We start from the raw sequence: 22,570 nt of genomic DNA, 5'->3' as shown, positions 1-22,570 counted from the left end.
CGTGGTGAGGTAGTATGAAACAGTATCTGGATCTGATGAAAAAAGTGCTTGAGGAAGGGACGCCGAAAGCCGATCGCACCGGCACCGGCACCCTGTCGATTTTCGGTCATCAGATGCGTTTCAATTTACAGCAGGGGTTTCCGCTGGTAACCACCAAGCGCTGCCATCTGCGTTCGATCATTCATGAGCTGCTGTGGTTCCTCAACGGTGATACCAACGTGGCTTATCTGCATGACAACAAAGTGAGTATCTGGGACGAATGGGCGGATGAAAACGGCGATCTCGGCCCGGTCTACGGCAAACAATGGCGCGCCTGGGGCGCGGCCGACGGGCGTCAGATCGATCAGCTGAAAAACGTGCTGACTCAGTTGAAACAGGATCCCGACTCCCGGCGCATTATCGTTTCCGCCTGGAACGTGGGGGAGCTGGACAAAATGGCGCTGGCGCCGTGCCACGCCTTTTTCCAGTTCTACGTTGCCGACGGCAAATTATCCTGCCAGCTTTATCAGCGTTCGTGCGACGTGTTCCTCGGTTTGCCTTTCAATATCGCCAGCTATGCCTTACTGGTGCATATGGTGGCGCAGCAGTGCGACCTGGAAGTCGGGGACTTTGTCTGGACGGGCGGGGATACCCACCTCTACAGCAACCATATGGAACAGACGCATCTGCAGCTGAGCCGCGAACCGCGCCCCTTGCCGAAGCTGGTGATCAAACGCCGTCCCGATACGCTGTTTGACTACCGTTTTGAAGACTTTGAAATCGAAGGCTACGATCCGCATCCGCCGATTAAAGCGCCGGTGGCGATCTGAAGTTGATTGAGTGCCGGGGGCGTTTATACGGCCCTCCAGCCAGATTGCTGACGAACCCCATATTTTACCTAGGGTTCTGTTTTATGAATGTGCAGGTTGATGCTCGCCCTGAGGTGTGAGTTGTCGGAATAAAGCCCCCAGCCATTCGCCACGCCGTACGCCAGCGCCACGATATGGTCAGAAATCTGTTGGAAGACATCGCTGTGATTAAAGCGACGAATGTGGTTCTGGCTGAGCATGGAGGCATCCGGTATTTTTTCGGTGAGCTCAAGGGTGATGGTTTCAAACTGATATTGATGGGGGAAAGCACCTTGAGCATGGCGGTCAGCCCGTTTTTTGCACTGACCTTATTAGATCAAAGTCCTGACCGAAAGGTCAGGACTTTGTCAACGGTCTGAGAGCTGTGGTGCGGACTCTTTTGTATATGCTCTGTGTCTCTTCATGAGTTTAATAGAAAACACAATGAGTTGCTGTGATTACATGTAAATATGATATTTTTAAACGGTTACGTCTAGTTAAACCAGTTCTTTGGGCTTATTTCCATAATAAACAAAATTATCAAAATCTTCATGTCTATAAGTATCATGCCTTTCATAAAAGTTATACACCACAGATAATTTCTGTTCAGTGACTGTTGGTTCACTATCATGAAGAGTTTTTCTTCCTTGCATAACAAGCAGGGCTCCTTTCTTGGCATATATTTTTTTGTGCTCAATCCATGGCTCTTTCTTGCTGGGATGGCTTCTCTCAATTTGCATACGTAATGGGGCTTCTTTATTGTCCGTTAAAAATAAAAGAACTGTGATCCCATTCGTATCATAATGTAAGCCTAATGTACCACCGCCAGGAGGATATGCTTTAATATTGATATCTGATAAAGGATAAGGTGAGACTATTGCATCCGTACAAGTGATCAAACTTATCAAAGGAACTATTGCATGATAGATAGCATTTAGTTCCGGGAGATGATCTCTGATGTCCGGACCTTTAAATATGTGGTGGTTATAGTTACCACCCAAATCAGATACCGCATTATTTCCTAATCCGGAATGATTTACATGGTCTACAAAACCCTGCGCAATAATGGTATTTACACGGCCTGTGAGGTTATCACATATTTCAGCTGGAATCAGATCCTCAACAACAGTAGCCAAGTTATAGAAGTAATCGTGTCTGTGTTTTTGTATGTCGAACATTTTTTATCCGTCCTGTGGATGTGGGTACTCCTGGATGCTAATGTTTTGTTTTTGTTGTGTAAATGTTTATCATGCTACAATAGATTAGAGAATGGGGTTTTCTTGTTAAAAATTGTTGTTTAATTGTGGTGTTGGGACAAAAAATGAGCAAAAAAGTTGACTTGTTTATAGGTTTTTTAGTAACGGTGCTTTGGGGAGGGAACTTTGCTGTCATTGAACTGGGGCTAAGGGATCTTGATCCATTCATATTGACCTTTTTAAGATTTACATTCTGTGCATTGCCGTTGGTTTTCTTTATCAAACGACCGGCAGGTATATCATTATTCAGCATGGCTCTGTATGGAATCATTTTTGGTGTGGGGTTATGGTGGGTTGTTAACTTTGCGATGTTTAATGGATTATCAGCAGGACTTTCATCTGTATTTCTTCAATTTAGTGCTTTTTTTACAATTTTTCTTAGTTGTTTTTTTCTTGGGGAAAAAATTAATAAGGTTCATTTGTTAGGTATCATAACAGCTGTTGCAGGCTTGCTTATGATTATTAATTTTTCAGGGCAGGAATCTACTGTAAAAGGTATCTTTTTGGTCATTATTGCAGCTTTATCATGGGCTGTTTGCAACATCATTGTGAAAATAACCAAACCAGCGAACATGATTTCTTTCATAGTCTGGTCCAGTCTTTTTTCCGCTCCCGCTGTACTGGTTATGACAGTTTGTGTTAAAGGATGGGGGGGGATATTATCAATACCTGATGATATCACAATAGGTTCTGCTTTTTCGGTCTTATTTCAGGCTTATATAACAACAATTATTGGTTATATGATATGGAACAACTTAATGAAAAAATATCCGGCGACAGAAGTTGCTCCTTTATCACTTTTTGTTCCGATTTCCGGAGTAATTACATCTTACATATTTCTAAATGAAAGACTAAGTGTGCAACAACTGATTTCAGTGATGATTGTGATTGTTGGGATTTTTATTTTTTTAAACTCAGTAAGAATAATTAATTTCATCAATTCAAAAAAGAAGATCAGTCCTCATAACATAACGATAGATTAAATCATGATTTAACCTATCAACAACGGCCGTTAATACGACCAAATATCAGTGCATTCATATAGCCTAGCACTAGGCTTCTCGAGCACAAAGCCCGCATATTGCGGGCTCAGATTGCTGACGAAGCCCATATTTTTACCTGGGGTTCTGTTTTGTGAGTGTGTAGGTTGGGTTCTTCTTGAGGGGCGTACTGTCGGAATAGATCACCCGGCCATTTGCCATGGTGTGCGCCTGCTCCTGCTCCTGCTCCTGCTCCATGATATGGTCAATCTGCTGGAAGACATCGCTGTGATTAAAGCGACGAATGCGGTTCTGGCTGAGCGTGGAGGCATCCGGTATTTTTTCGGTGAGCCCCATGCGCTAGAACCAGCGGTAGGCGACGTTGACCTGGATTTCCTTCATTAGGTTATTTTTCCTCGCTCCCCGCATCTTTCCCCTTCCGTTGCATGGTTGCGCGCAAACATTGCGTATCTTCTCGTATAACGCCGTTAATCCCCTGTCGTTATTCAATAAAATCCCCACACTGGCGGTATGAAAACGGCTATTCGACAATCGCGGGGGATTACCTTGCTTGAATTATTGGCGGTTCTGGCGATAGCGGCGCTGCTGGCCGGCGGCGGTCTGCACGCCTGGACGGGGTATCAGCAGGCGCTGCGGCTGGAGCAGGGGGCGCGGCAACTGCTGGATTTTTTAAGCCGGGTGCAGGCTAACGCCGATTGGCGTAATGAAACCCGCACGGCGCGGCTTATACGGCAGGGTGAATACTGGTGCCTGAACGACGCGGCGGACGATAGCGCAATAAAAAGCTGCGCGGAACAAGACCCCCGCCAGTTTACGCGCGCCAATAAAGATATCTCCGTCTCGGCGTTTACCAGCGATACCCTGACTTTTTACGGCTTACGCAATACGGCGCAGGCCGGGCATATTACGCTGGCGAACGCCGCCGGAAAACTGCGCCTGGTGATCTCGGTGCGCGGCCGCCTGCGTCTGTGCAGCGAAGACCGGCAGGTGCTGGCGATCCCGCTATGTTGAACCGAGCGCAGCGGGGATTCACGCTGGCGGAGACGCTGCTGGCGCTCAGTCTGGGCAGCCTGATTATGCTGTCGGCGGCGCAGCTCTATCCGCTGCTGCGCGCGCAAAGCCAGAACAGCGCTCACTATTTCCGCCTGGATCAGGTGCTCGGCCAGGCGGTTTCCGGGATTGAAAAGGATCTCCGCCGGGCGGGGTTCTGCGCCGGTGAATGCCAGGGGCGCGCCGTCAGCATCGGCAACTATCCGGGCGAGGCGGCGCAAAGCTGCCTTAATGTGTCATACGATCTGAACCGCAACGGCGTTTGGGACGGCGGCGAACAGCAGGACGGCGAATCTTTCGGCTATCGTTTGCGCGCCGGCGCCCTGGAAGTGCAGCGGGGAACGCATAGCTGTCAGGGCGATCGCTGGGAGAAACGTTTTGATCCGCAGGAAGTGACGATCGCGCAGTTTCGTTTACAGCCGCTGACCAATCGTCCGGGCGCGGCGCTGTATCGGCTGCAACTGGCGGGCTACTGGACGAAACGGCCGGCTATCGGCCGGCAAATCACCCATTTGATCCTGGGGCGTAATCAATGAACAAGGCATGGCAGTCCGGCGGCAGTACGTTGACGATGGTGATGCTCCTCTCCATCGTCGGGCTGCTGCTGATGTCCGGCCTGCAGCGTCAGCTTGATGCGGCGATACAGACGGGGAGCGATGAGCGCCACTACCTGCGCGCGTTTAATCAGGCGTTGTCCTCGCTGAACTGGGGGATGAGCCTGCGCTGGCGCGACGCGGAGGAGGGCTGGCAGTGTCAGGCGCTGGCGCCGGAAGCGTTGCGCGCCTGCCTGAAAAAAGCGTCCGGCGAGGCGCAATGGCTATTGCGCGGCGAGGGACGGCTCCCGGCGCAGCCGCGTCCGCTGGCGCTGTACCGCAGAGTGATATTCTTAACGCCGGCGTCGGAGAATGGTACCCTGCAGCCCTTGCCCCAGGGCTGGCTGGATTTTTGTCCGGATAGGGAAAGCGCCCGCTGTGCCGATGCGCAATAGGGCGCTCCGCGGCCGGCCGTTTCAGCAGCGCGGCTTCAGCCTGCCGGAAACGCTGGCGGCGGCGCTCCTGTTTGCGGTGTCGCTGCTCGGGCTGTTGCAATACCATCAGGTTTTGCTGCAATCGTTCCAGCATCAGTGGCAGCAGCGTCAGGCGTGGCGGCTGGCTGCTCAGCAACTGGAAGCCTATGAAGCCGGAATGAAGTACCATGCAATCGTTCCGCCGCCGGAAAGCGGATGGCAATTCAGCCTGTCGGAACAGGCGCAGGGGGCGGAATGCCGCAGGGTGACGGCCACCGCGACCACGCCGCGGCGTTACCAGGCGCGGCTCACCCGCTGGTTTTGTCCGGCAGCGTGAAGTATGACGGGTATATACTGGTGACTATCGCCAATCCGTTCTACTCTGGTTTGATTTATCTATTCGACGTGAAGGCTATGGAGAAATGCATGCGTAGGCAGTTTGTCTGGATTAGCGGGTGGTTGTTGTTATTTATTTTCTGGCTTCCGTTGAGCTGGGCGCAAACCGGTTGGCAGCCGCTGGCGCAAACCATTCATAAAAGCGATAAGGACCCGCGCCAGTATCAGGCGATAAAACTGGATAACGGCATGACTGTGCTGCTGGTTTCCGATGCGCAGGCGACGAAATCCCTGGCCTCGCTGGCGTTGCCGGTAGGGTCGCTGGACGATCCCGCCAGTCAGCTGGGGTTGGCGCATTATCTTGAGCATATGGTGTTGATGGGCTCCAAACGCTATCCGCAGCCGGAGGCGCTGGCCGAATTTCTGAAAAAGCACGGCGGCAGCCACAATGCCAGCACCGCGTCGTACCGCACGGCGTATTATCTGGAAGTGGAAAATGATGCGCTGCAACCGGCGGTTGACCGTCTGGCGGACGCCATCGCCGCGCCTTTGCTCGATCCGGTCAACGCCGACCGCGAACGGCACGCGGTGAATGCGGAGATGACCATGGCCCGTTCCCGCGACGGCCATCGCATGGCGCAGGTGGGGGCGGAGACCCTGAATCCGGCGCATCCCAGCTCGCGATTCTCCGGCGGCAATCTCGACACCCTGAGCGACAAGCCCGGCAGCAAGCTGCACGACGAACTGGTGAAGTTTTATCAGCGCTATTACTCCGCCAATCTGATGAAAGGGGTGATTTACAGCAACCGGCCTTTACCGGAGCTGGCCGCGCTGGCGGCGGGCACCTTCGGGCGTATCGCCAATCATGACTCCGCCGTGCCGCCGATCACCGTCCCGGTAGCCACCGAAGCGCAGCGCGGCATCATCATCCACTACGTTCCGGCGCAGCCGCGCAAACAGCTGCGCATCGAATTCCGCGTGGATAACAACAGCCAGGCATTTCGCAGCAAAACGGATACCTATATCAGCTATCTGATCGGCAACCGCAGCCAGAACACGCTATCCGACTGGTTGCAGAAAGAGGGGCTGGTGGAGTCCATCGGCGCCGGTTCCGACCCGGTTATCGATCGCAACGGCGGCATTTTCGCCATTTCGGCCTCATTAACGGATAAGGGGCTGGCGCGGCGCGATGAGGTTATCGCGGCAATCTTCAATTACCTGCAACTGGTGCGCCGGGAAGGCATTCAGCAGCGCTATTTCGATGAAATCGCCAACGTGCTGGATCTGGATTTCCGCTACCCCTCCATCAGCCGCGATATGGACTATATCGAATGGCTGGTGGATACCATGCTGCGGGTGCCGGTGGAACATACGCTGGATGCGGTATATCTGGCCGATCGCTACGATCCGCAAGCCATTGCCGCGCGGCTGGATGAGATGCGTCCGCAGAATGCCCGTATCTGGCTGATCGGTCCGAATGAACCGCACAACAAGGTGGCCTATTTTGTCGATGCGCCTTATCAGGTGGACAGCGTGCCCGCCGCCACCTTTGCCCGGTGGGAAACACTGGGACGGAAAATTTCACTGACGCTCCCCGCGGTCAACCCCTATATTCCGGATGATTTTTCCCTGATTAAGCCGGAGACCGGCGTTACCCATCCGCAAGTCTTGGTGCAGCAGCCGGGATTACGGGTGCTGTATATGCCCAGCCGTTACTTCGCCGATGAGCCCAGGGCCGATATCACCTTGTTTTTACGCAATAAAGAAGCCCGCGACAGCGCCCGCAACCAGGTTCTGTTCGCCCTGAACGACTATCTGGCCGGTCTGGCGCTGGACGAGTTGAGCTATCAGGCGTCGGTGGGCGGCATCAGCTTCTCCACCAGCAGCAATGACGGCCTGACCATCAAGGCCAGCGGCTACACCCAGCGTCTGCCTCAGTTGCTGCTGGCGCTGGTGGAGGGCTATACCTCTTTCTCCTCGACGGAAGAGCAGCTGCAGCAGGCGAAGTCCTGGTATGCGCAGCAACTGGAGGCGGCGGAAAAAGGGAAAGCGTTTGAACTGGCCATTCAGCCGATCCAGGCGCTGTCGCAGGTGCCCTATACCGAACGCGCCGAGCGGCGCAGTTTGCTGCAAGGGATTACGCTGCGGGACATTGTGCAGTACCGTAAAACGCTGCTGCAACAGGCGGCGCCGGAAATGCTGGTGGTGGGGAATTTGCCGCCGCAACGGGTAACGGAACTGGCGCAGACGCTAAAAGCCCGCCTGAACTGCGGCGGAGAAATCCTGTGGCGCAGCGATGACATGCGGATTGATAAAACGCAGCGGGCCAACCTGCAGCGGCCCGGCAGCAGCAGCGACTCCGCGCTGGCCGCGGTATATGTGCCGACGGGCTACGGCGAAATTCAGGGCATGGCCTATAGCTCGGTGCTGGGGCAGATTATTCAGCCCTGGTTCTACAGCCAGCTAAGAACGGAAGAGCAGCTCGGCTACGCGGTATTCGCCTTTCCGATCTCCGTCGGGCGGCAATGGGGGATCGGCTTCCTGCTTCAAAGCAACAGTAAACAACCGGCCTATCTGTATCAGCGCTATCAGGATTTCTATCAGAAAGCGCAGGCGCGGCTGCGGGCGATGAGCGCCGACGAGTTCGCCCAGTACAAACAGGGGGTGATTAATGAACTGAGCCAGCGCCCGCAAACGCTGGATGAAGAGGCGAGGCGCTTTCTTAACGATCTGCAGCGGGAAAATTTCAGCTTTGATACCCGCGAGAAGCTGATCGCCGTCATCAAGCCGCTGACGGTGCAGCAGCTGGCCGATTATTTCAGCCAGACGCTGAAGCCGCAGGGGCTGGCGGTGTTGTCGCAAATCTCCGGCGATCATCACGGCAAGGCGGAGTATGCCGCGCCGCAGGGGTGGCATACCTATCCCGATGCCTCCTCGCTGCAGAAAACGCTGCCGTTGCTAAAAGCGCCGGCGAGATAAATCACTATGGCTTTGGCGAACGAGAATGCCCTACAACCCGGAATGATGGTGATTCACGGCAATCATTCCGAAGTGCTGCGCGACGTGCTGGTCTCCTGGATGTCCGCCCACCCTCTGCCGGCGCTCGAGAATGAGGTCATTCTGGTACAGAGCAACGGCATCGGACAATGGCTGAAGCTGGCATTGGCGCGCGACGCGGACGACGGCGGCTGCGGCGTGGCCGCGGCGCTGGATATCCAACTGCCGGCGCGCTTTTTCTGGCAGGTCTATCGTGCCGTGCTGGGGCGCGAGCGGGTGCCCGACTCCTCGCCGTTCGACAAGCCCCTGCTGATCTGGCGGCTGATGCGCCTGCTGCCGTCGCTGCTGGCGCAACCGGCGTTTGCCCCGCTGGCGCGTTTTCTGCAACAGGATGACGACCGGCGCAAGCTTTATCAGCTCTCCGAACGGCTGGCCGATTTGTTCGACCAGTATCAGGTGTACCGCTCCGACTGGCTGGCCGACTGGGCAAGCGGCAATGACGTGCTGAATACCAGCCGTCGCGGCCGGGAGCCTATGCCGGAGGAGCAGAGCTGGCAGCCTTTGCTGTGGCGCGCGTTGCTGGACGACGCCGGGGACGAACTGTCGGAAACCAGCCGGGCGGCGCTGCACCAGCGTTTTCTGGCGCAGGCGGAACAGCGGGGCGATGATGAACGGCCCGCGGGCCTGCCGGCTCGCGTCGTTGTGTTCGGTATCTCCTCTCTGCCGCAGCAGGCGCTGGAGGTGCTGGCGGCCATCGGGCGCTGGACCCAGGTGTTTATGTGCGTGCACAACCCGTGCGAACACTACTGGGGCAATATCATCGCCGACAAGGATCTGCTGCGCGCCGAGCGCATTCGCCAGCAGCGCAAACCGGGCATGCCCGAAGTCATCGCCGAGGAGGAGTTGCACCAGCATGCGCATCCGCTGCTGGCGGCGTGGGGAAAACAGGGGCGGGATTATATCGGCCTGCTGGATGAATACGACCAGCGCGAACGGTATGAATCGCTGCTGCTGCCGGAAATAGCGCGTATCGACCTGTTTGAGGAAAACGGCGGGGATACGCTGCTGCATCAGTTGCAGGATGATATCCGCGAGCTGCGCCCGCTGGCGGAAAGCCGGGCGCTGTGGCCGGCGGCCGATCTCCCGCGCGATCAATCGATCCGCTTTCATATTACCCACAGCCCGCAGCGCGAGGTGGAAGTGCTCCACGACCAACTGCTGGCGGCGTTTGCCGCGGACGCCACCCTGCGCCCGCGCGACATTATCGTGATGGTGCCCGACATCAACGGCTACGCCCCGCATATTCAGGCGGTATTCGGCCTGACGGACTATCAGGATGCGCGTTATATCCCCTTCAGCGTGGCCGATCGCGGGGCGCGTCAGAACAGCCTGCTGCTGGGGGCCCTGGAGCGCTTGCTGAATCTGCCGCAGTCGCGCTTCGCGGTAAGCGATCTGCTCGATCTGCTTGACGTGCCCGCCGTGCGGCAGCGTTTTGCCATTAGCGAAGAGCAACTGCCGCTGCTGCAACGCTGGATCCGCACGGCCAACGTGCGCTGGGGATTGCATGCGGAACAGCGGCAAAGCCTGGATTTACCGCAGGCGCCGGCGCAAAACAGCTGGTTCTTCGGCCTGCGCCGCATGCTGCTGGGGTATGCGGTGGGCGGCGGCGAGGCGTGGCGGGACATTGAGCCGCTGGACGAGGTCGGCGGGCTCGACGCGGCGCTGGCCGGGCAGCTGGCGCGCTTTCTTAACAGTCTGGAACAGGCCTGGAGAATGCTGTGCCGGACGGCGACCCCGATGGAGTGGGGCGAGCGCCTGCGCGATCTGCTGGCGATGTTTTTCGTCGCCGATGACGGCGACGAGGGCTTTATTCTGTGGCAACTGGAGGACGGCCTGCAAAACTGGCTGGACGCCTGCGAAAGCGTGGCGCTGGAGCAAAGCCTGCCGCTGTCGGTGGTGCGGGAGCACTGGCTGGGGCTGTTTGCGCAACCGGGGCTGACCCAGCCATTTTTCGGCGGCGCGGTGACCTTCGCCACCCTGATGCCGATGCGCGCCATCCCTTTCCGCCACGTTTGCCTGCTGGGGATGAATGACGGCGACTATCCGCGCAGCCGCATCCCGCTCGATTTCGACCTGATGGGGCGGGACTATCGCCCCGGTGATCGCTCGCGCCGCGAGGACGATCGCTATCTGTTCCTGGAAGCGCTGCTGTCGGCGCGCGAGCGGCTGTATATCAGCTGGGTGGGGCGCAGCATTCACGACAACGCCGAGCGTCCGCCGTCGGTGCTGGTGGCGCAGCTGCGCGATCATCTCGCCGCCGGCTGGCGGCAACAGGGCGGCGGCGATCTGCTCGCCGCGCTGACGCTGGAGCACCGTCTGCAGCCGTTTAACCAGGATTACTTTACCGCCGATAGCCCGCTGTTCAGCTACGCGCGCGAATGGCGCGCCGGCTTACTGCCGGAAGCGCCGCGGGAAAGCGAGACGCAGGCCTTGGCGGACTATCAGCAGGAAGGGGCGCTGACGCTGCGCCAACTGGCTGACTTTTTACGTAATCCGGTGCGCAGCTTCTTCCGCCAGCGGCTGAATATTTACTTCGAGCTGGAGGACCCGGCTAGCAACGATCAGGAACCCTTCGCCATCAATGCGCTGGAAAACTGGCGGCTGCAGGACGAGCTGATTCAGGTGCAGAAAGAGGCGGTGCAGCGCGGCATGCCGCGTGAGCCGGCGTTGCAACAGCAGTTGGAGCGCATCGCCCGCCGCGGCGAGCTGGCGCCGGGCGGGTTTTCCCGCGTACTGGAACAGTCGCTGGCCGAGCCGATGGAGGATATCTTCGCCCGCTATGCGCAGGAGCTGGCGCGCTGGCCCCATCCGCTGCCGGCGGAACAGCTGGTATTGAGCGAGGCGCCGCTCGAAGACTGGCTGGGTGAGTTACGCCGCGACGATGACGGCGGGCGTTGCCGGCTGGTGCTGGAAAGCAGCGGCCTGATGAACGAGAAAAAGCGCAGCTACCGCTGGGAGAGGCTGCCGGCCTTCTGGGTGGCGCATCTGGCCGGGCATCTCGGCGGCGAACCGATGTCCAGCGTGATTGTCAGTAAAAACGGCACCGTGCATCTGGCGCCGCTTGAAATTGAGCAGGCGCGGCAATACTGGCAGGCGTTGATCGCCGCCTGGCGCGAGGGGATGCGGCGTCCGCTGCCGCTGGCGGCGAAGACCGGCTTCTGCTGGCTGGATCGCGGCGGCGAGCCGACAACGCCGCCGGACGGCGAGGCGGGCGGCGCGGCGCGCGCCTGCTATGAAGATCACGACCCGCAGAATAACAAATTCGCCGAACTGGGCGACAACCCTTACCTGTCGCGCGCCTGGCCGAGCTTTGCCGCGCTGTGGGCGGAGGGCGAATTCGCCCAATGGACGCAACGGCTGCTCGCTCCGCTGTACCACAGCGTAAAGGCGAACTCGGCCCGCAGCCGTCAGGGAGCCCGCGAATGAACGACCAAGCCATGCCTTCCCCGCTGGATGTGCTGAATTTCCCGCTGAGCGGCAGCCATCTGATCGAGGCCAGCGCCGGCACCGGCAAAACCTTCACCATCGCCATGCTGTATGTGCGCCTGGTGCTGGGACACGGCGGCGAACGGGCCTTTGCGCGCCCCCTGACGCCGCCGGAAATTCTGGTGGTCACCTTTACCGATGCGGCCACCAAAGAGCTGCGCGACCGCATCCGCGCCCGATTGACGGAAGCCGCCGGTTATTTCCAGCGCTCGCCGCAGGAGGTGGCGCCACGACCGGCAAACGAGGATTTACTGCACGACCTGCGGGCGGAATACCCCCCGGAACAGTGGCCGGGCTGCGCGCGCAAGCTGCAGCTGGCGGCCGAGTGGATGGACGAAGCCGCGGTGTCCACCATTCACGGCTGGTGTAACCGCATGCTGGGCGAGCACGCGTTCGACAGCGACAGCCTGTTCAGCCAGACGCTGGAAACCGATCAGAGCGAACTGCTGCTGGAGGTGGTGCGCGATTATTGGCGCACCTTCTTTTTCCCTCTCGACGTCGAGGATATCGCCGCGTTGCGCAACTGGTGGAGCGATCCGGACGCGCTTTACCGCAGCCTGACGCCGTTGCTGGAGCACGTGGATTTGCTGGGCGCCGCTACGCCGCCGCGGCAGGTGTTTGCGCAGACGCGCGAGGAAAAAGCGCGGGAGCTGGCGGCGCTGAAAAGCGGCTGGGACGTCTGGTGCGGAGAACTGCGCACTCTGCTGGAAGACGCCGTGGCCGCCAAAGTGGTCGACGGGCGCAAACTTCGGGCGAGCTATTTCCTGCCCTGGCTGGAAAAATTGCACATATGGGCGAGCGGCGCGGACGACACGTTGGATATAGGCGCCGGCTGGACGCGCCTGACGCCGGCCGGGCTGCGCGAATGCTGGAAACAGGGCCAGCCGCCCGATCACCCGGCGCTGACGGCGATGGAAACCCTGCCGGAAAAACTGAAAAACCTGCCGGACGCCCGCGGCGGCGTCTTGCGGCACGCCTGCCGCTGGGTCGCAGCGCGTTTTCAGCAGGAGCAGCAACGGCGGGCGCAGATGGGGTTCAACGACCTGTTGATCCGGCTGGATGCGGCGCTGAACAGCGAGAACGGCCCGCGGCTGGCGCAGATGATCCGCCAGCAGTTCCCGCTGGCGATGATCGATGAGTTTCAGGATACCGATCCGCTGCAATATCGCATTTTCGACGCCGTTTACCGGGTGGTGGAAAACGACGCGCAGTACGGCCTGATCCTGATCGGCGATCCCAAGCAGGCGATTTACGCCTTCCGCGGCGCGGATATTTTTACCTATCTGCGGGCGCGGCGCGATACCGCCGGCCGGCACTACACGCTAACCACCAACTTCCGCTCCACGCGGGCGATGGTCGACGCCGTCAATCAGGTGTTTTCCGTGGCGGAGTCGCGCTCGCAGGGGGCCGGAGCTTTTCTGTTCCGCCGCGGCGACGGGGAAAATCAGGTGCCGTTTATGGCGGTGCGGGCCAAAGGACGGGATGAACGCTGGCGGGTGGAGGATGCCGAAGCCGGCGCCATGACGTTCCTGTGCGTTGACGAGCCGGAGCCGCTGTCGAAAACGGATTACCGGCGGCGAATGGCGGCGGCCTGCGCCGATGAAATCGTGCGGCTGCTGCGTTTGGGGCAACAACGCCGGGCCGGTTTTGCGGCGCCGGGAAACGATCTTCTGCCGGTGCGGCCCGGCGATATGGCGGTGCTGGTCAACACCGGCCGCGAGGCGCAGGCGGTGCGGGACGAACTGAAGGCGCGCGGCGTACGCAGCGTCTATCTCTCGGATAAGGAATCCGTCTTCGCCAGCCCGCAGGCCGGCGAGCTGCAATACTGGCTGGCGGCCTGCGCCGAACCGGAAAACGACCGCCTGCTGCGCGCGGCGCTGGGCACCGCCACGCTGGGGCTGAGCTGGCCGCAGCTCGACAGGCTCAACCACGACGAACAGGAGTGGGAGAGCCGGGTAGAGCAGTTTCACCGCTATCAGAAATGCTGGCGCAAACAGGGCGTGTTACCGATGCTGCGCCGGCTGATGTGGGATTTCGACGTGCCGCGCCGCCTGCTGTCCGCCAATGACTCGCGGGCGCTGACCGATCTGCTGCACCTGTCGGAACTGTTGCAGCAGGCCGGCGGGCAGCTGGACGGCGACCATGCGCTGATCCGCTATCTGGCCGAACAGCGGCAGGACGAGAATCAGGGCGGTGATGCGCGCAAGCTGCGGCTGGAAAGCGATGCGGCGCTGGTAAAAGTGGTGACGGTGCATAAATCCAAGGGGCTGGAGTATCCGCTGGTTTTCCTGCCCTTCGCCTGCTCGTTCCGCGCGGTGAGCGCCAAGGACTCGCCGCTGAAATGGCACGACGACCAGGGCAATCTGCAGCTGTCCCTGAACGGCAGCGAAGCGCAGCTGCAGCTGGCCGACCGTGAGCGTCTGGGCGAAGACCTGCGTAAGTTCTACGTGGCGCTGACCCGCGCCCGCTACGCCATATGGCTGGGAATGGCGTGGCCGAAAGGGGCGGAGAACAGCGCCGCCGGCTACCTGCTTAACGCCGGGGAGACGGTGGAGCCGGCGCAGTTGGCGGATCTATTGCTGGAGCGCTACGGCGCGACCGCCGGGGTGCGGCGACTGGCGCCGTCGGAAGCGCAGGCTTACCGCGGTGAAGAGCATACGCAGGCGCTCGCCGCCGAGCCGGCGCTGCCGGATATCCGCAGCCATCGCTGGCGCATTACCAGCTATTCCGGCCTGAAAATCGCCCCGCAGGGCAGCTACGTCGACGCGGACGCCGTCGCCGCGCCGTCGTCGGAAGTACAGAGCGCCGCGCAGGAGACGTTCAGCGAAGCGCGGGAGGTCGGCGCGAGTTTAACGCTGCCGGCGGCGGGCGACGACCTGTACGGCTTTCCGCGCGGCGCGGCGCCGGGCAATTTCCTCCATGGGCTGCTGGAGTGGGCCGGGCGGGAGGGGTTTGCCGCTCTGGCGCAGGATCGCCCGCGGGTTGAGGATCAGGTGGCGCGCCGCTGCAACCGCCGCGGCTGGCAGCACTGGATCCCGACGCTGACGAATTGGCTGCTGGCCTTGATCAACCAGCCGCTGCCGATGCCGGCGCATAAAGATGGCCATGCCGCCGGCGCGATGACGCTGGCCGGACTGAACCAATCACAGTATCAGGTTGAAATGGAGTTCTGGTTCTCGCTCAGCCAGGTGCATACCCAGCGGCTGGACGGTGACGTCAGGGCGGCGACGCTGGACGGCGCGCCGCGCGCGACGTTGCTGCCGGATGAACTGAACGGCATGTTGAAAGGGTTTATCGATCTGGTGTTTGAGCATCAGGGGCGCTATTACGTATTGGATTACAAGTCCAACTGGCTGGGGGCGGAAGCCGCCGATTACGACGAGGCCAACATGGCGCGCGCGATGCTCGATCACCGCTACGATCTGCAACTGACGCTGTACCTGTTCGCGCTCCATCGTCTGCTGAAGTCGCGCCTGGCGGATTATGACTACGATCGTCACGTCGGCGGCGCGCTGTATCTGTTTCTGCGCGGCGGCCAGGCCGCGAGCCGCGGCGTTTTCCCCCAGCGTCCGGATAAATCCCTGATTGAGTCGCTGGAGCGGCTGTTTAGCGCCGATAAGGCGGCCAAGGTATGAAAATGACCAACGAGAGCGTATTCGCGTTACTGGATCGGTGGGTTGAGTGCGGCTGGCTGCGCGAGCTGGATCGCTCGCTGGCGCTGTTTCTGCAACAGGAATCCGCGGACGTCGATCCGTTGCTGCTGCTGAGCGCGGCGCTGGTCAGCTACCAGCTGGGCCGCGGGCACGTCTGCCTCGATTTATCGGCGGCGTTGAACGACAGCGCCTTCGCGCTGGCGCTGCCGCCGGAAGGCGATCGCGGCAACGACCATATCTCCACGCCGGAGCAGGCGCTGACGGGAGTGTCGCTGGAAAACTGGCTGGCGGCGCTGCGGCGACATCCCCTGCTGGTGGCGGAGGCGGCGGGCAATACGCCGCTGGTCTTGCGCGGCCACCGTCTGTATCTGCGTCGCTACTGGCAGTATGAGCAGGACGTGCGCGCGGCGATAGAGCAGCGCCTGGCGCAGGGCGCCCGCTGGCGCGCCGAACTGCCGCGCGCCACGCTGCGTCGTTTGTTAAGCCTGCTGTTTAAGGGAAATAACGGCGGATGCACGGACTGGCAAAAGCTGGCCTGCGCGCTGGCGGCAGGCTGCGGGTTCAGTATTATCACCGGCGGGCCGGGGACCGGTAAAACCACCACGGTGGTGAAGCTGCTGGCGCTGTTGCAGGCGCTGGCGCTGGAAACCCGCGGGCAGCCGCTGCGTATCCGCCTGGCGGCGCCCACCGGCAAGGCGGCGGCGCGCCTTAACGAATCCATCGCCGGGGCGATGGCGCATCTGCCGCTGGCGGAGCTGGGGCTCGAGCTGCAGGATATCGACAGCAAAGTGGTGACCCTGCATCGCCTGCTGGGCAGCCGCCCGGATACCCGCCATTTTCGCCATCATGCCGGACACCCGCTGATGCTCGATGTGCTGGTGGTGGATGAAGCCTCGATGGTGGATCTGGAGATGATGGCGGCGCTGCTGGCGGCCATGCCCGAGCACGCCCGCCTGATCCTGCTGGGCGACAAAGATCAACTGGCGTCGGTGGAAGCCGGGGCGCTGCTGGGAGAGCTGTGCCGCCGCGCCGCCGCGGGGCACTATCTGCCGCAGACGCGGGACTGGCTGCTGGAGGTGGCCGACGCGGCGCCGGACGAGGCGATGATCGACCCGCAGGGCAGCGCGCTCGATCAGGCGATCGCCATGCTGCGATACAGCCACCGCTTTGGCGCCGACAGCGGTATCGGGCAGTTGGCGGCGGCGGTCAATCAGGGCGACGGCCAGGCGCTGGCCCGCCTCTGGCAACAGGATTACCCCGATCTGGCGCGCCTGACCCTGGATCCCGGCGACGCGGCCGCCTGGCGTCGCTGGGTGATCGACGGCGCCGCCGACGCTTTCGCCCCGCGGGCGGGCATCGCGCCGCCGGTGGGCTACGGCCACTATCTGCGGGTGATGGCGGCCGAACGGCCGGACCCGCGGGCGCCGCAGGCGGCGTTCGACGCCTGGGCCGCCGCGGTGCTGGAGGCCTTCGGCCAGTTCCAACTGCTCTGCGCCCTGCGTCGCGGCACCTGGGGCGTGGAAGGCCTGAACGCGCGCATCGCCGAACTGCTGTTTGACGCCGGGCTGCTGGACGCGTGGCACAACTGGTATCCGGGACGGCCGGTGCTGGTGACCCGCAATGATTACGGCCAGAAACTGATGAACGGCGATATCGGTATCGCGCTGGAGGTGCCCCAGCGGCTGCCCGACGGCGGGCAAAAGCCGGGCATCCGCGTGGCGTTTCCCGCCGGAGACGGCTCGGGGGCGATCCGCTGGATATTGCCGGGGCGTCTGCCGTCGGTGGAGACGGTGTTCGCCATGACGGTGCATAAGTCGCAAGGTTCGGAGTTCGCCCATACCGCGCTTTTGCTGCCGGACAATCTAAGCCCGATTCTGACCCGGGAGCTTATCTATACCGGCATCACCCGCGCCCGCTATTGGTTCAGCCTGGGCGGCGGAGAGCGGCACGACAGGGTATTGACCGACGCGGTGAGCCGGCGGGTATTGCGCTCCGGCGGATTGCTGCTCGATTAGCCGGCCGCGCAACGGCTGCCGGCTTTCAGACCAGATCCAGCACCAGTATTTTTGAGCGGCGACGGTAGTTGTACAGTTCCTGTTTTTTCTTCGGCAGCATTTCCACTTCCGCGAGTAAAAAACCGCGCTCCTGGAACCAGTGAATGCTGTGAGTAGTCAGGACGAACAGTTTTTTCAGCCCTTGCTGACGCGCCTGGGCGGCGATTCTCTGCAGCAGCATGTCGCCGCGCGAGGAACTGCGATAGTCCGGATGCACCGCGACGCAGGCCATCTCGCCGATGCTCTCTTCCGGGAAAGGGTAGAGCGCGGCGCAGGCGATGGTCAGATTGTCGCGCACCACGACGGTAAATTTGTCGATCTCCATTTCCAACTGCTCGCGGGAGCGCCGGACCAGAATGCCCTGCTGTTCCAGCGGGCGGATCAGCTCCAGAATGCCGCCGATATCGTTGATGGTGGCGCGGCGCACCTGTTCGGCGCTTTCCATCACGATCTGCGTGCCGATGCCATCGCGGGAAAACAGTTCCTGGAGCAGCGCGCCGTCTTCCCGATAGCTGAGCAGATGGCTGCGGCGCACGCCGCTGCGGCAGGCTTTGACCGCGCCGCGTAAAAATCTGACGGTGCCGGACTGGTAATCCCCTTCCTGCTCCATGGCTTCAATGCGCTGCTGGGCGTCATCCGGGAATAGCTCGGAAATGATCTTGCCGTCTTCATTAATCACCCCCTGCGAAGAACAGAAGCCGATCATTTTCTCCGCCTTCAGCTTGATCGCCAACTGGGTAGCGACTTCTTCCGAGGTCAGATTAAAGCTCTCCCCGGTGACGGAAACCGCCACCGGCCCCAGCAGAACGATCGCCCCGCTGTCCAACTGGCGGTGCAGGGCATCTTCGTCGATACGGCGGATGCGTCCGCTGTGGCAGTAGTCGACGCCGTCGTCCACGCCGAGGGGCTGGGCGATGATAAAGTTTCCGCTGACGACGTTAATGTGTGCGCCCTGTAGCGGGGTATTGTTCAGGCTCATGGAGAGCCGGGCGGTGATATCCAGTTGCAGCATCCCGGCGGCCTGCTTGACCAGTTCCAGCGTGGTCCGGTCGGTGATGCGGATATTCTTGTGGTAGTGCGGCTCGTAGTGGTGCGTGGTCAGGTTGCTGTCAATCTGGGGGCGCGCGCCGTACACCACCACCAGCTTAATCCCCAGACTATGCAGCAGCCCGATATCGTTAATGATGCTGGCGAAGTTTTCATTCTCGATGGCTTCGCCGCCCAGCATGATGACAAAGGTTTTGCCACGGTGGGCATTGATATAGGGAACCGAGTGGCGGAAGCCTTCCACCAGTTCTGTACTACGCTCCTTCACTGTGACTCCTTTTTGCATGTTTATTCGTAATTTTTGTATTTTTATTCTTTATCAAACAAAACGCAAGGGGTAAGTAACCGGCGAAAGAGGGGAGGGATAAATTAGGAATTTCCCCTAACGGGCCTGAAATATAGGGCGCGTAATGCATAAAAATCATTTTTGAATGACATAGGGATGGAGATTGGTTAAAGTTTTCGAAATTTTTAGCGCTCTGTTTTGCGCATCCGCCAACGACACAGTAATCAGATCGGAGTTGCATGTCTTATTCGAATCACAATCTGACTCGGCGGCGCCTGTTGCAAAGCGCCGCGGCAACCTGGCTGTTAAGTGTAAGCGGTATCGGCATGGCCGCCGCCGCGCAGGTGATAGCCGTGCGCGTCTGGCCTTCCTCTTCCTATACCCGCGTCACGCTGGAATCAAATCTGGCGCTCAAGTATAAGCAGTTCACCCTCGGCAACCCGGATCGCATCGTGGTGGATATCGAAAATATCCACCTGAATAGCGTGCTGAAAACAATCTCCAGCCAGTTTCAGCAGAACGATCCCTTGATTAAAAACGCCCGCATCGGCCAGTTTGATAAAAATACCGTGCGTCTGGTGCTGGAGCTAAAACAGGGGACCGACGCCAAACTGTTTACCCTGAGCCCGGTCGCCGAGTTCCGGCATCGCCTGGTGATGGATCTCTACCCGCTGGCCGGCCGTTATGATAATGCGGAAGATCCGTTGCTGGCGCTGCTGGAGGATTACAACAAGGGCGATCTGGAGCGGACGCTGCCGGCGGAGGCGCCGCAGCAGGGCAAAGCCGGGCGCGACCGTCCGCTGGTGGTCATGCTCGATCCCGGTCACGGCGGCGAAGACCCCGGCGCTATCGGTAAAAACAAAACCCGCGAAAAGGATATCGTGCTGCAAATCGCCCGCCGGCTGCGCGCGTTGATCGAACGCGAGCCCAGGATGAAAGTGTATATGACGCGCAATGAAGACGTGTTTATTCCGCTGCGCGTGCGGGTGGCCAAAGCGCGCAAACAGCGGGCCGACCTGTTTATTTCCATTCATGCGGATGCGTTTACCAACCGCGCGGCCAGAGGCTCGTCGGTATTCGCGCTGTCGAAGAAAGGGGCGACCAGCACCGCGGCGAGATTTCTGGCGCAGACGCAGAACGAATCGGATTTGATCGGCGGGGTCAGTATGAGCGGCGATCGCTATCTCGACCACACCATGTTTGACCTGGTCCAGACTGTGACCATTAACGACAGCCTGAAGTTCGGCGGGGAAATATTGACCCGGCTGGGCAAGGTGAACCGGCTGCATAAGAACCGCGTCGATCAGGCCGGATTCGCGGTGCTGAAAGCGCCGGACATCCCGTCGGTGCTGGTGGAAACGGCTTTTATCAGCAATCTGGAAGAAGAACGTAAATTGCGCACCAGCCGTTTTCAGCAACAGGTGGCCGAATCCATTTTCGCCGGCATTAAAGCCTATTTCGACAGCCAGGCGCGGAGGTAGCGCGCAAGCGACGGCCCGCAGGGGGACCGCCGGGGATGGCAGCGCACAAACAAAAAAACACCCGTCAGGGTGTTCTTGTTATGCTGATAATCAATTGGTTGCGGGGGCCAGATTTGAACTGACGACCTTCGGGTTATGAGCCCGACGAGCTACCGGGCTGCTCCACCCCGCGTCCGTCTTGATATCGTACTGCTTTTGATGTTCTATTCACATCAATTGGTTGCGGGGGCCGGATTTGAACCGACGACCTTCGGGTTATGAGCCCGACGAGCTACCAGGCTGCTCCACCCCGCGTCCGTGGATGCGCACTATACTCCCCATCCGTTTCTATGCAACCTATTTCTGTGAAAAATATGCCATAACCCGCGCAGGTGTTGAATTTACCGCCTGATGGATTATTTTTTAAACGTTATGGCGCGGGTTTCTATAATGTGGGGGGCGGCGTTTGAGGTCGGACCCCACCCCCCCTTCGCAGGGGAGGGCGCGTTGTTGCTCCTCCCCCTGGCAAGGGGGAGGTCGGGAGGGGGTCATTAATGGCAAAGCATCGGACTGAAAGGCTTCTGCAATTTTTTATGGCGGGCTATCCCTGCCCGCCACCCTGCGGGCCGCCGTATCCGGCGTTAAAAATTGCTCCTGCAATTTTTTATCTGCGCCGTTTCTTTCTCTATAGGTGTTTGTTATCGTTCGGCGGTGGATCCGTCGATGTCATAAAGAGAGCGCAAAGAAGATGAGAGGATGTTGGGGAAAATACGTGCTGACCGGTATCGTCATCGCCATTCTGGCCGGGTGCCAATCCAAACCTACCGATCGCGGGCAGCAATATAAGGACGGACACCTCAACCAGCCTTTGGAACTGGTGAATGAGCCGAATGCCGCGGGCAAACCGGTCAACGCCAGGGATTTCGCCACCCAGGTCTCCGAAATCAGAGCCGCATCGCCGGGCTTATATACCAGCAACAACAACACCTTTGACGCGATAAAACGCTGGATGATATCGGGCGCCGATACCCGGGAGCTGAGCCAATTCGGTCTCAGCGCCTGGCAGATGGAGGGGGTGGACAACTTCGGCAACGTGCAGTTTACCGGCTATTACACCCCGGTGCTGCAGGCCCGCTATACCCGTCAGGGAGAGTTCCGCTATCCGCTCTATGCCATGCCTTCCCGCGGCAAGAAAAACCGTCGCCTGCCGGATCGGGCGGCGATTTATTCCGGCGCGTTGGACGAGGGGCTGGTTCTGGCATGGTCCAACTCGCTGGTGGATAACTTTATGATGGAAGTGCAGGGCAGCGCCTATATTGATTTCGGCGACGGCCGCCCGCTGACGTTCTTCGGCTATGCCGGCAAGAACGGCCATGCCTACCGCAGTATCGGCAAGGTGCTGATCGACCGCGGCGAAGTGGCGCGGGAAGAGATGTCGATGCAGGCGATCCGTAAATGGGCCGAACAGCACTCCGAGTATGAAGTCCGCGAACTGCTGGAACAGAATCCCTCCTTTGTGTTCTTTAAACCGATGATGACGTCGCCGGTGAAGGGGGCGAGCGCCGTACCGCTGGTGGCCAAGGCCTCGGTGGCCTCCGACCGCTCGCTGATCCCCGCCGGCACGGCGCTGCTGGCGGAGGTGCCTTTGTTGGATAATGAAGGGAAGTTCACCGGTAAATACGAGATGCGTCTGATGGTGGCGCTGGATGTCGGCGGGGCGATCAAAGGCCAGCACTTCGATATTTATCAGGGCATCGGGCATGAAGCCGGTCACGCGGCGGGGTTTTATAACCACTATGGCCGGGTATGGGTATTGAAAAATACTCAAAGCAATGGAGTGTTATTCAGCGCGTCTCAGGGCGGTCAAACAATAAATAACCATAGTTCAGGGCCGCTGCTGGTTAATAATTCAGTGCAATAATGACCCCGCCTAATCTATCTCAGGGGGAAATCCCCTGAGATAGTAATTTTCAGCGCCTGTTTTAATTATTTGCTTGAGTTTTATTTATTATTCCTTTGATTCCCTTCATCCTTTGCGTTTTTTTGGCTAA

The 22,570-nt window shown here is 59.5% G+C and carries 14 protein-coding genes, 2 tRNA genes and 2 pseudogenes; 12 read left to right on the top strand and 6 right to left on the bottom strand.

The genetic code is table 11. The features are described from left to right. Positions 1 to 14: 14 nt before the first annotated feature. Positions 15 to 809: a thymidylate synthase gene (gene thyA, locus MFP24_RS04560; RefSeq protein ID WP_249229303.1), complete on the top strand. Its 795-nt coding sequence runs from the start codon at positions 15 to 17 to the stop codon at positions 807 to 809. Between the two features lie 89 nt (positions 810 to 898). Here thyA and MFP24_RS04555 read toward each other — a convergent pair. Both MFP24_RS04555 and MFP24_RS04550 read right to left on the bottom strand, forming a co-directional pair. After that, a pseudogene (locus MFP24_RS04555) lies at positions 899 to 1,087 on the bottom strand (IS5/IS1182 family transposase); the annotation flags it as partial. A gap of 237 nt (positions 1,088 to 1,324) precedes the next feature. Continuing rightward, a complete protein-coding gene (locus tag MFP24_RS04550) occupies positions 1,325 to 2,005 on the bottom strand; it encodes a hypothetical protein (RefSeq protein WP_249229304.1) in 681 nt (226 codons plus the stop codon). Between the two features lie 143 nt (positions 2,006 to 2,148). On the opposite strand from MFP24_RS04550, the gene MFP24_RS04545 reads away from it, so the two are divergent. Continuing rightward, a complete protein-coding gene (locus MFP24_RS04545) occupies positions 2,149 to 3,066 on the top strand; it encodes an EamA family transporter (protein ID WP_249229305.1) in 918 nt (305 codons plus the stop codon). A 269-nt stretch (positions 3,067 to 3,335) separates the two neighbouring features. Here MFP24_RS04545 and MFP24_RS24360 read toward each other — a convergent pair. Next, positions 3,336 to 3,477: pseudogene (locus MFP24_RS24360) on the bottom strand (transposase); the annotation flags it as partial. Between the two features lie 117 nt (positions 3,478 to 3,594). On the opposite strand from MFP24_RS24360, the gene MFP24_RS04535 reads away from it, so the two are divergent. From MFP24_RS04535 to recD, 8 genes are all read left to right on the top strand, one after another. Next, positions 3,595 to 4,095: a prepilin peptidase-dependent protein gene (locus tag MFP24_RS04535; protein ID WP_249229306.1), complete on the top strand. Its 501-nt coding sequence runs from the start codon at positions 3,595 to 3,597 to the stop codon at positions 4,093 to 4,095. Continuing rightward, the gene (locus MFP24_RS04530; RefSeq protein ID WP_249229307.1) at positions 4,089 to 4,670 is read left to right on the top strand and encodes a prepilin peptidase-dependent protein; all 582 of its coding nucleotides are present in this window, start codon (positions 4,089 to 4,091) and stop codon (positions 4,668 to 4,670) included. The genes MFP24_RS04535 and MFP24_RS04530 overlap by 7 nt, the downstream gene beginning before the upstream one ends. Then, entirely contained in the window at positions 4,667 to 5,122 is a 456-nt protein-coding gene (locus MFP24_RS04525) for a YgdB family protein (protein WP_249229308.1), read from the top strand. The genes MFP24_RS04530 and MFP24_RS04525 overlap by 4 nt, the downstream gene beginning before the upstream one ends. Beyond that, on the top strand, positions 5,112 to 5,477 hold the full coding sequence (locus MFP24_RS04520; protein ID WP_249229413.1) for a prepilin-type N-terminal cleavage/methylation domain-containing protein: 366 nt from the start codon (positions 5,112 to 5,114) through the stop codon (positions 5,475 to 5,477). The genes MFP24_RS04525 and MFP24_RS04520 overlap by 11 nt, the downstream gene beginning before the upstream one ends. 89 nt (positions 5,478 to 5,566) lie before the next feature. Then, entirely contained in the window at positions 5,567 to 8,455 is a 2,889-nt protein-coding gene (ptrA, locus tag MFP24_RS04515) for a pitrilysin (protein WP_249229309.1), read from the top strand. A gap of 6 nt (positions 8,456 to 8,461) precedes the next feature. Beyond that, complete coding sequence (gene recC, locus MFP24_RS04510) at positions 8,462 to 11,959, top strand: exodeoxyribonuclease V subunit gamma (protein WP_249229310.1); 3,498 nt, start codon at positions 8,462 to 8,464, stop codon at positions 11,957 to 11,959. Next, a complete protein-coding gene (recB, locus tag MFP24_RS04505) occupies positions 11,956 to 15,654 on the top strand; it encodes an exodeoxyribonuclease V subunit beta (RefSeq protein WP_249229311.1) in 3,699 nt (1,232 codons plus the stop codon). The genes recC and recB overlap by 4 nt, the downstream gene beginning before the upstream one ends. Then, the gene (gene recD / locus MFP24_RS04500) at positions 15,651 to 17,687 is read left to right on the top strand and encodes an exodeoxyribonuclease V subunit alpha (protein ID WP_249229312.1); all 2,037 of its coding nucleotides are present in this window, start codon (positions 15,651 to 15,653) and stop codon (positions 17,685 to 17,687) included. Before recB ends, recD begins: the two co-directional genes overlap by 4 nt. A gap of 25 nt (positions 17,688 to 17,712) precedes the next feature. Here recD and argA read toward each other — a convergent pair whose 3' ends face one another. Continuing rightward, a complete protein-coding gene (gene argA, locus MFP24_RS04495; protein WP_249246715.1) occupies positions 17,713 to 19,059 on the bottom strand; it encodes an amino-acid N-acetyltransferase in 1,347 nt (448 codons plus the stop codon). 239 nt (positions 19,060 to 19,298) lie between these two features. Here argA and amiC point away from each other — a divergent pair, with 239 nt between their 5' ends. Beyond that, on the top strand, positions 19,299 to 20,540 hold the full coding sequence (gene amiC / locus MFP24_RS04490; RefSeq protein WP_249229314.1) for an N-acetylmuramoyl-L-alanine amidase AmiC: 1,242 nt from the start codon (positions 19,299 to 19,301) through the stop codon (positions 20,538 to 20,540). 95 nt (positions 20,541 to 20,635) lie between these two features. Here amiC and MFP24_RS04485 read toward each other — a convergent pair. Together MFP24_RS04485 and MFP24_RS04480 are read right to left on the bottom strand one after the other, a co-directional pair. Then, positions 20,636 to 20,712 (bottom strand) — tRNA-Met (locus MFP24_RS04485). A gap of 45 nt (positions 20,713 to 20,757) precedes the next feature. Continuing rightward, a tRNA-Met gene (locus MFP24_RS04480) sits at positions 20,758 to 20,834 on the bottom strand. A gap of 433 nt (positions 20,835 to 21,267) precedes the next feature. Between MFP24_RS04480 and mltA the strand changes: the two genes are divergently transcribed. Continuing rightward, the gene (gene mltA, locus MFP24_RS04475; RefSeq protein WP_249229315.1) at positions 21,268 to 22,440 is read left to right on the top strand and encodes a murein transglycosylase A; all 1,173 of its coding nucleotides are present in this window, start codon (positions 21,268 to 21,270) and stop codon (positions 22,438 to 22,440) included. The last annotated feature ends 130 nt before the right edge of the window (positions 22,441 to 22,570 follow it).

The sequence above is a fragment of the Brenneria tiliae genome (genome assembly GCF_023347575.1).
GTDB lineage: Bacteria > Pseudomonadota > Gammaproteobacteria > Enterobacterales > Enterobacteriaceae > Brenneria > Brenneria corticis.
Note: the sequence above shows the minus strand (reverse complement) of the source record. Positions and strands in the feature narration are given on the sequence as shown.

What these genes read in the sequence shown, in the direction of transcription:
- thyA (WP_249229303.1), top strand. Translation starts at nt 15, where the DNA reads ATGAAACAGTATCTGGATCTGATGAAAAAAGTGCTTGAGGAAGGGACG.
- MFP24_RS04550 (WP_249229304.1), bottom strand. Translation starts at nt 2,005, where the DNA reads ATGTTCGACATACAAAAACACAGACACGATTACTTCTATAACTTGGCT.
- MFP24_RS04545 (WP_249229305.1), top strand. Translation starts at nt 2,149, where the DNA reads ATGAGCAAAAAAGTTGACTTGTTTATAGGTTTTTTAGTAACGGTGCTT.
- MFP24_RS04535 (WP_249229306.1), top strand. Translation starts at nt 3,595, where the DNA reads ATGAAAACGGCTATTCGACAATCGCGGGGGATTACCTTGCTTGAATTA.
- MFP24_RS04530 (WP_249229307.1), top strand. Translation starts at nt 4,089, where the DNA reads ATGTTGAACCGAGCGCAGCGGGGATTCACGCTGGCGGAGACGCTGCTG.
- MFP24_RS04525 (WP_249229308.1), top strand. Translation starts at nt 4,667, where the DNA reads ATGAACAAGGCATGGCAGTCCGGCGGCAGTACGTTGACGATGGTGATG.
- MFP24_RS04520 (WP_249229413.1), top strand. Translation starts at nt 5,112, where the DNA reads ATGCGCAATAGGGCGCTCCGCGGCCGGCCGTTTCAGCAGCGCGGCTTC.
- ptrA (WP_249229309.1), top strand. Translation starts at nt 5,567, where the DNA reads ATGCGTAGGCAGTTTGTCTGGATTAGCGGGTGGTTGTTGTTATTTATT.
- recC (WP_249229310.1), top strand. Translation starts at nt 8,462, where the DNA reads ATGGCTTTGGCGAACGAGAATGCCCTACAACCCGGAATGATGGTGATT.
- recB (WP_249229311.1), top strand. Translation starts at nt 11,956, where the DNA reads ATGAACGACCAAGCCATGCCTTCCCCGCTGGATGTGCTGAATTTCCCG.
- recD (WP_249229312.1), top strand. Translation starts at nt 15,651, where the DNA reads ATGAAAATGACCAACGAGAGCGTATTCGCGTTACTGGATCGGTGGGTT.
- argA (WP_249246715.1), bottom strand. Translation starts at nt 19,059, where the DNA reads ATGCAAAAAGGAGTCACAGTGAAGGAGCGTAGTACAGAACTGGTGGAA.
- amiC (WP_249229314.1), top strand. Translation starts at nt 19,299, where the DNA reads ATGTCTTATTCGAATCACAATCTGACTCGGCGGCGCCTGTTGCAAAGC.
- mltA (WP_249229315.1), top strand. Translation starts at nt 21,268, where the DNA reads ATGAGAGGATGTTGGGGAAAATACGTGCTGACCGGTATCGTCATCGCC.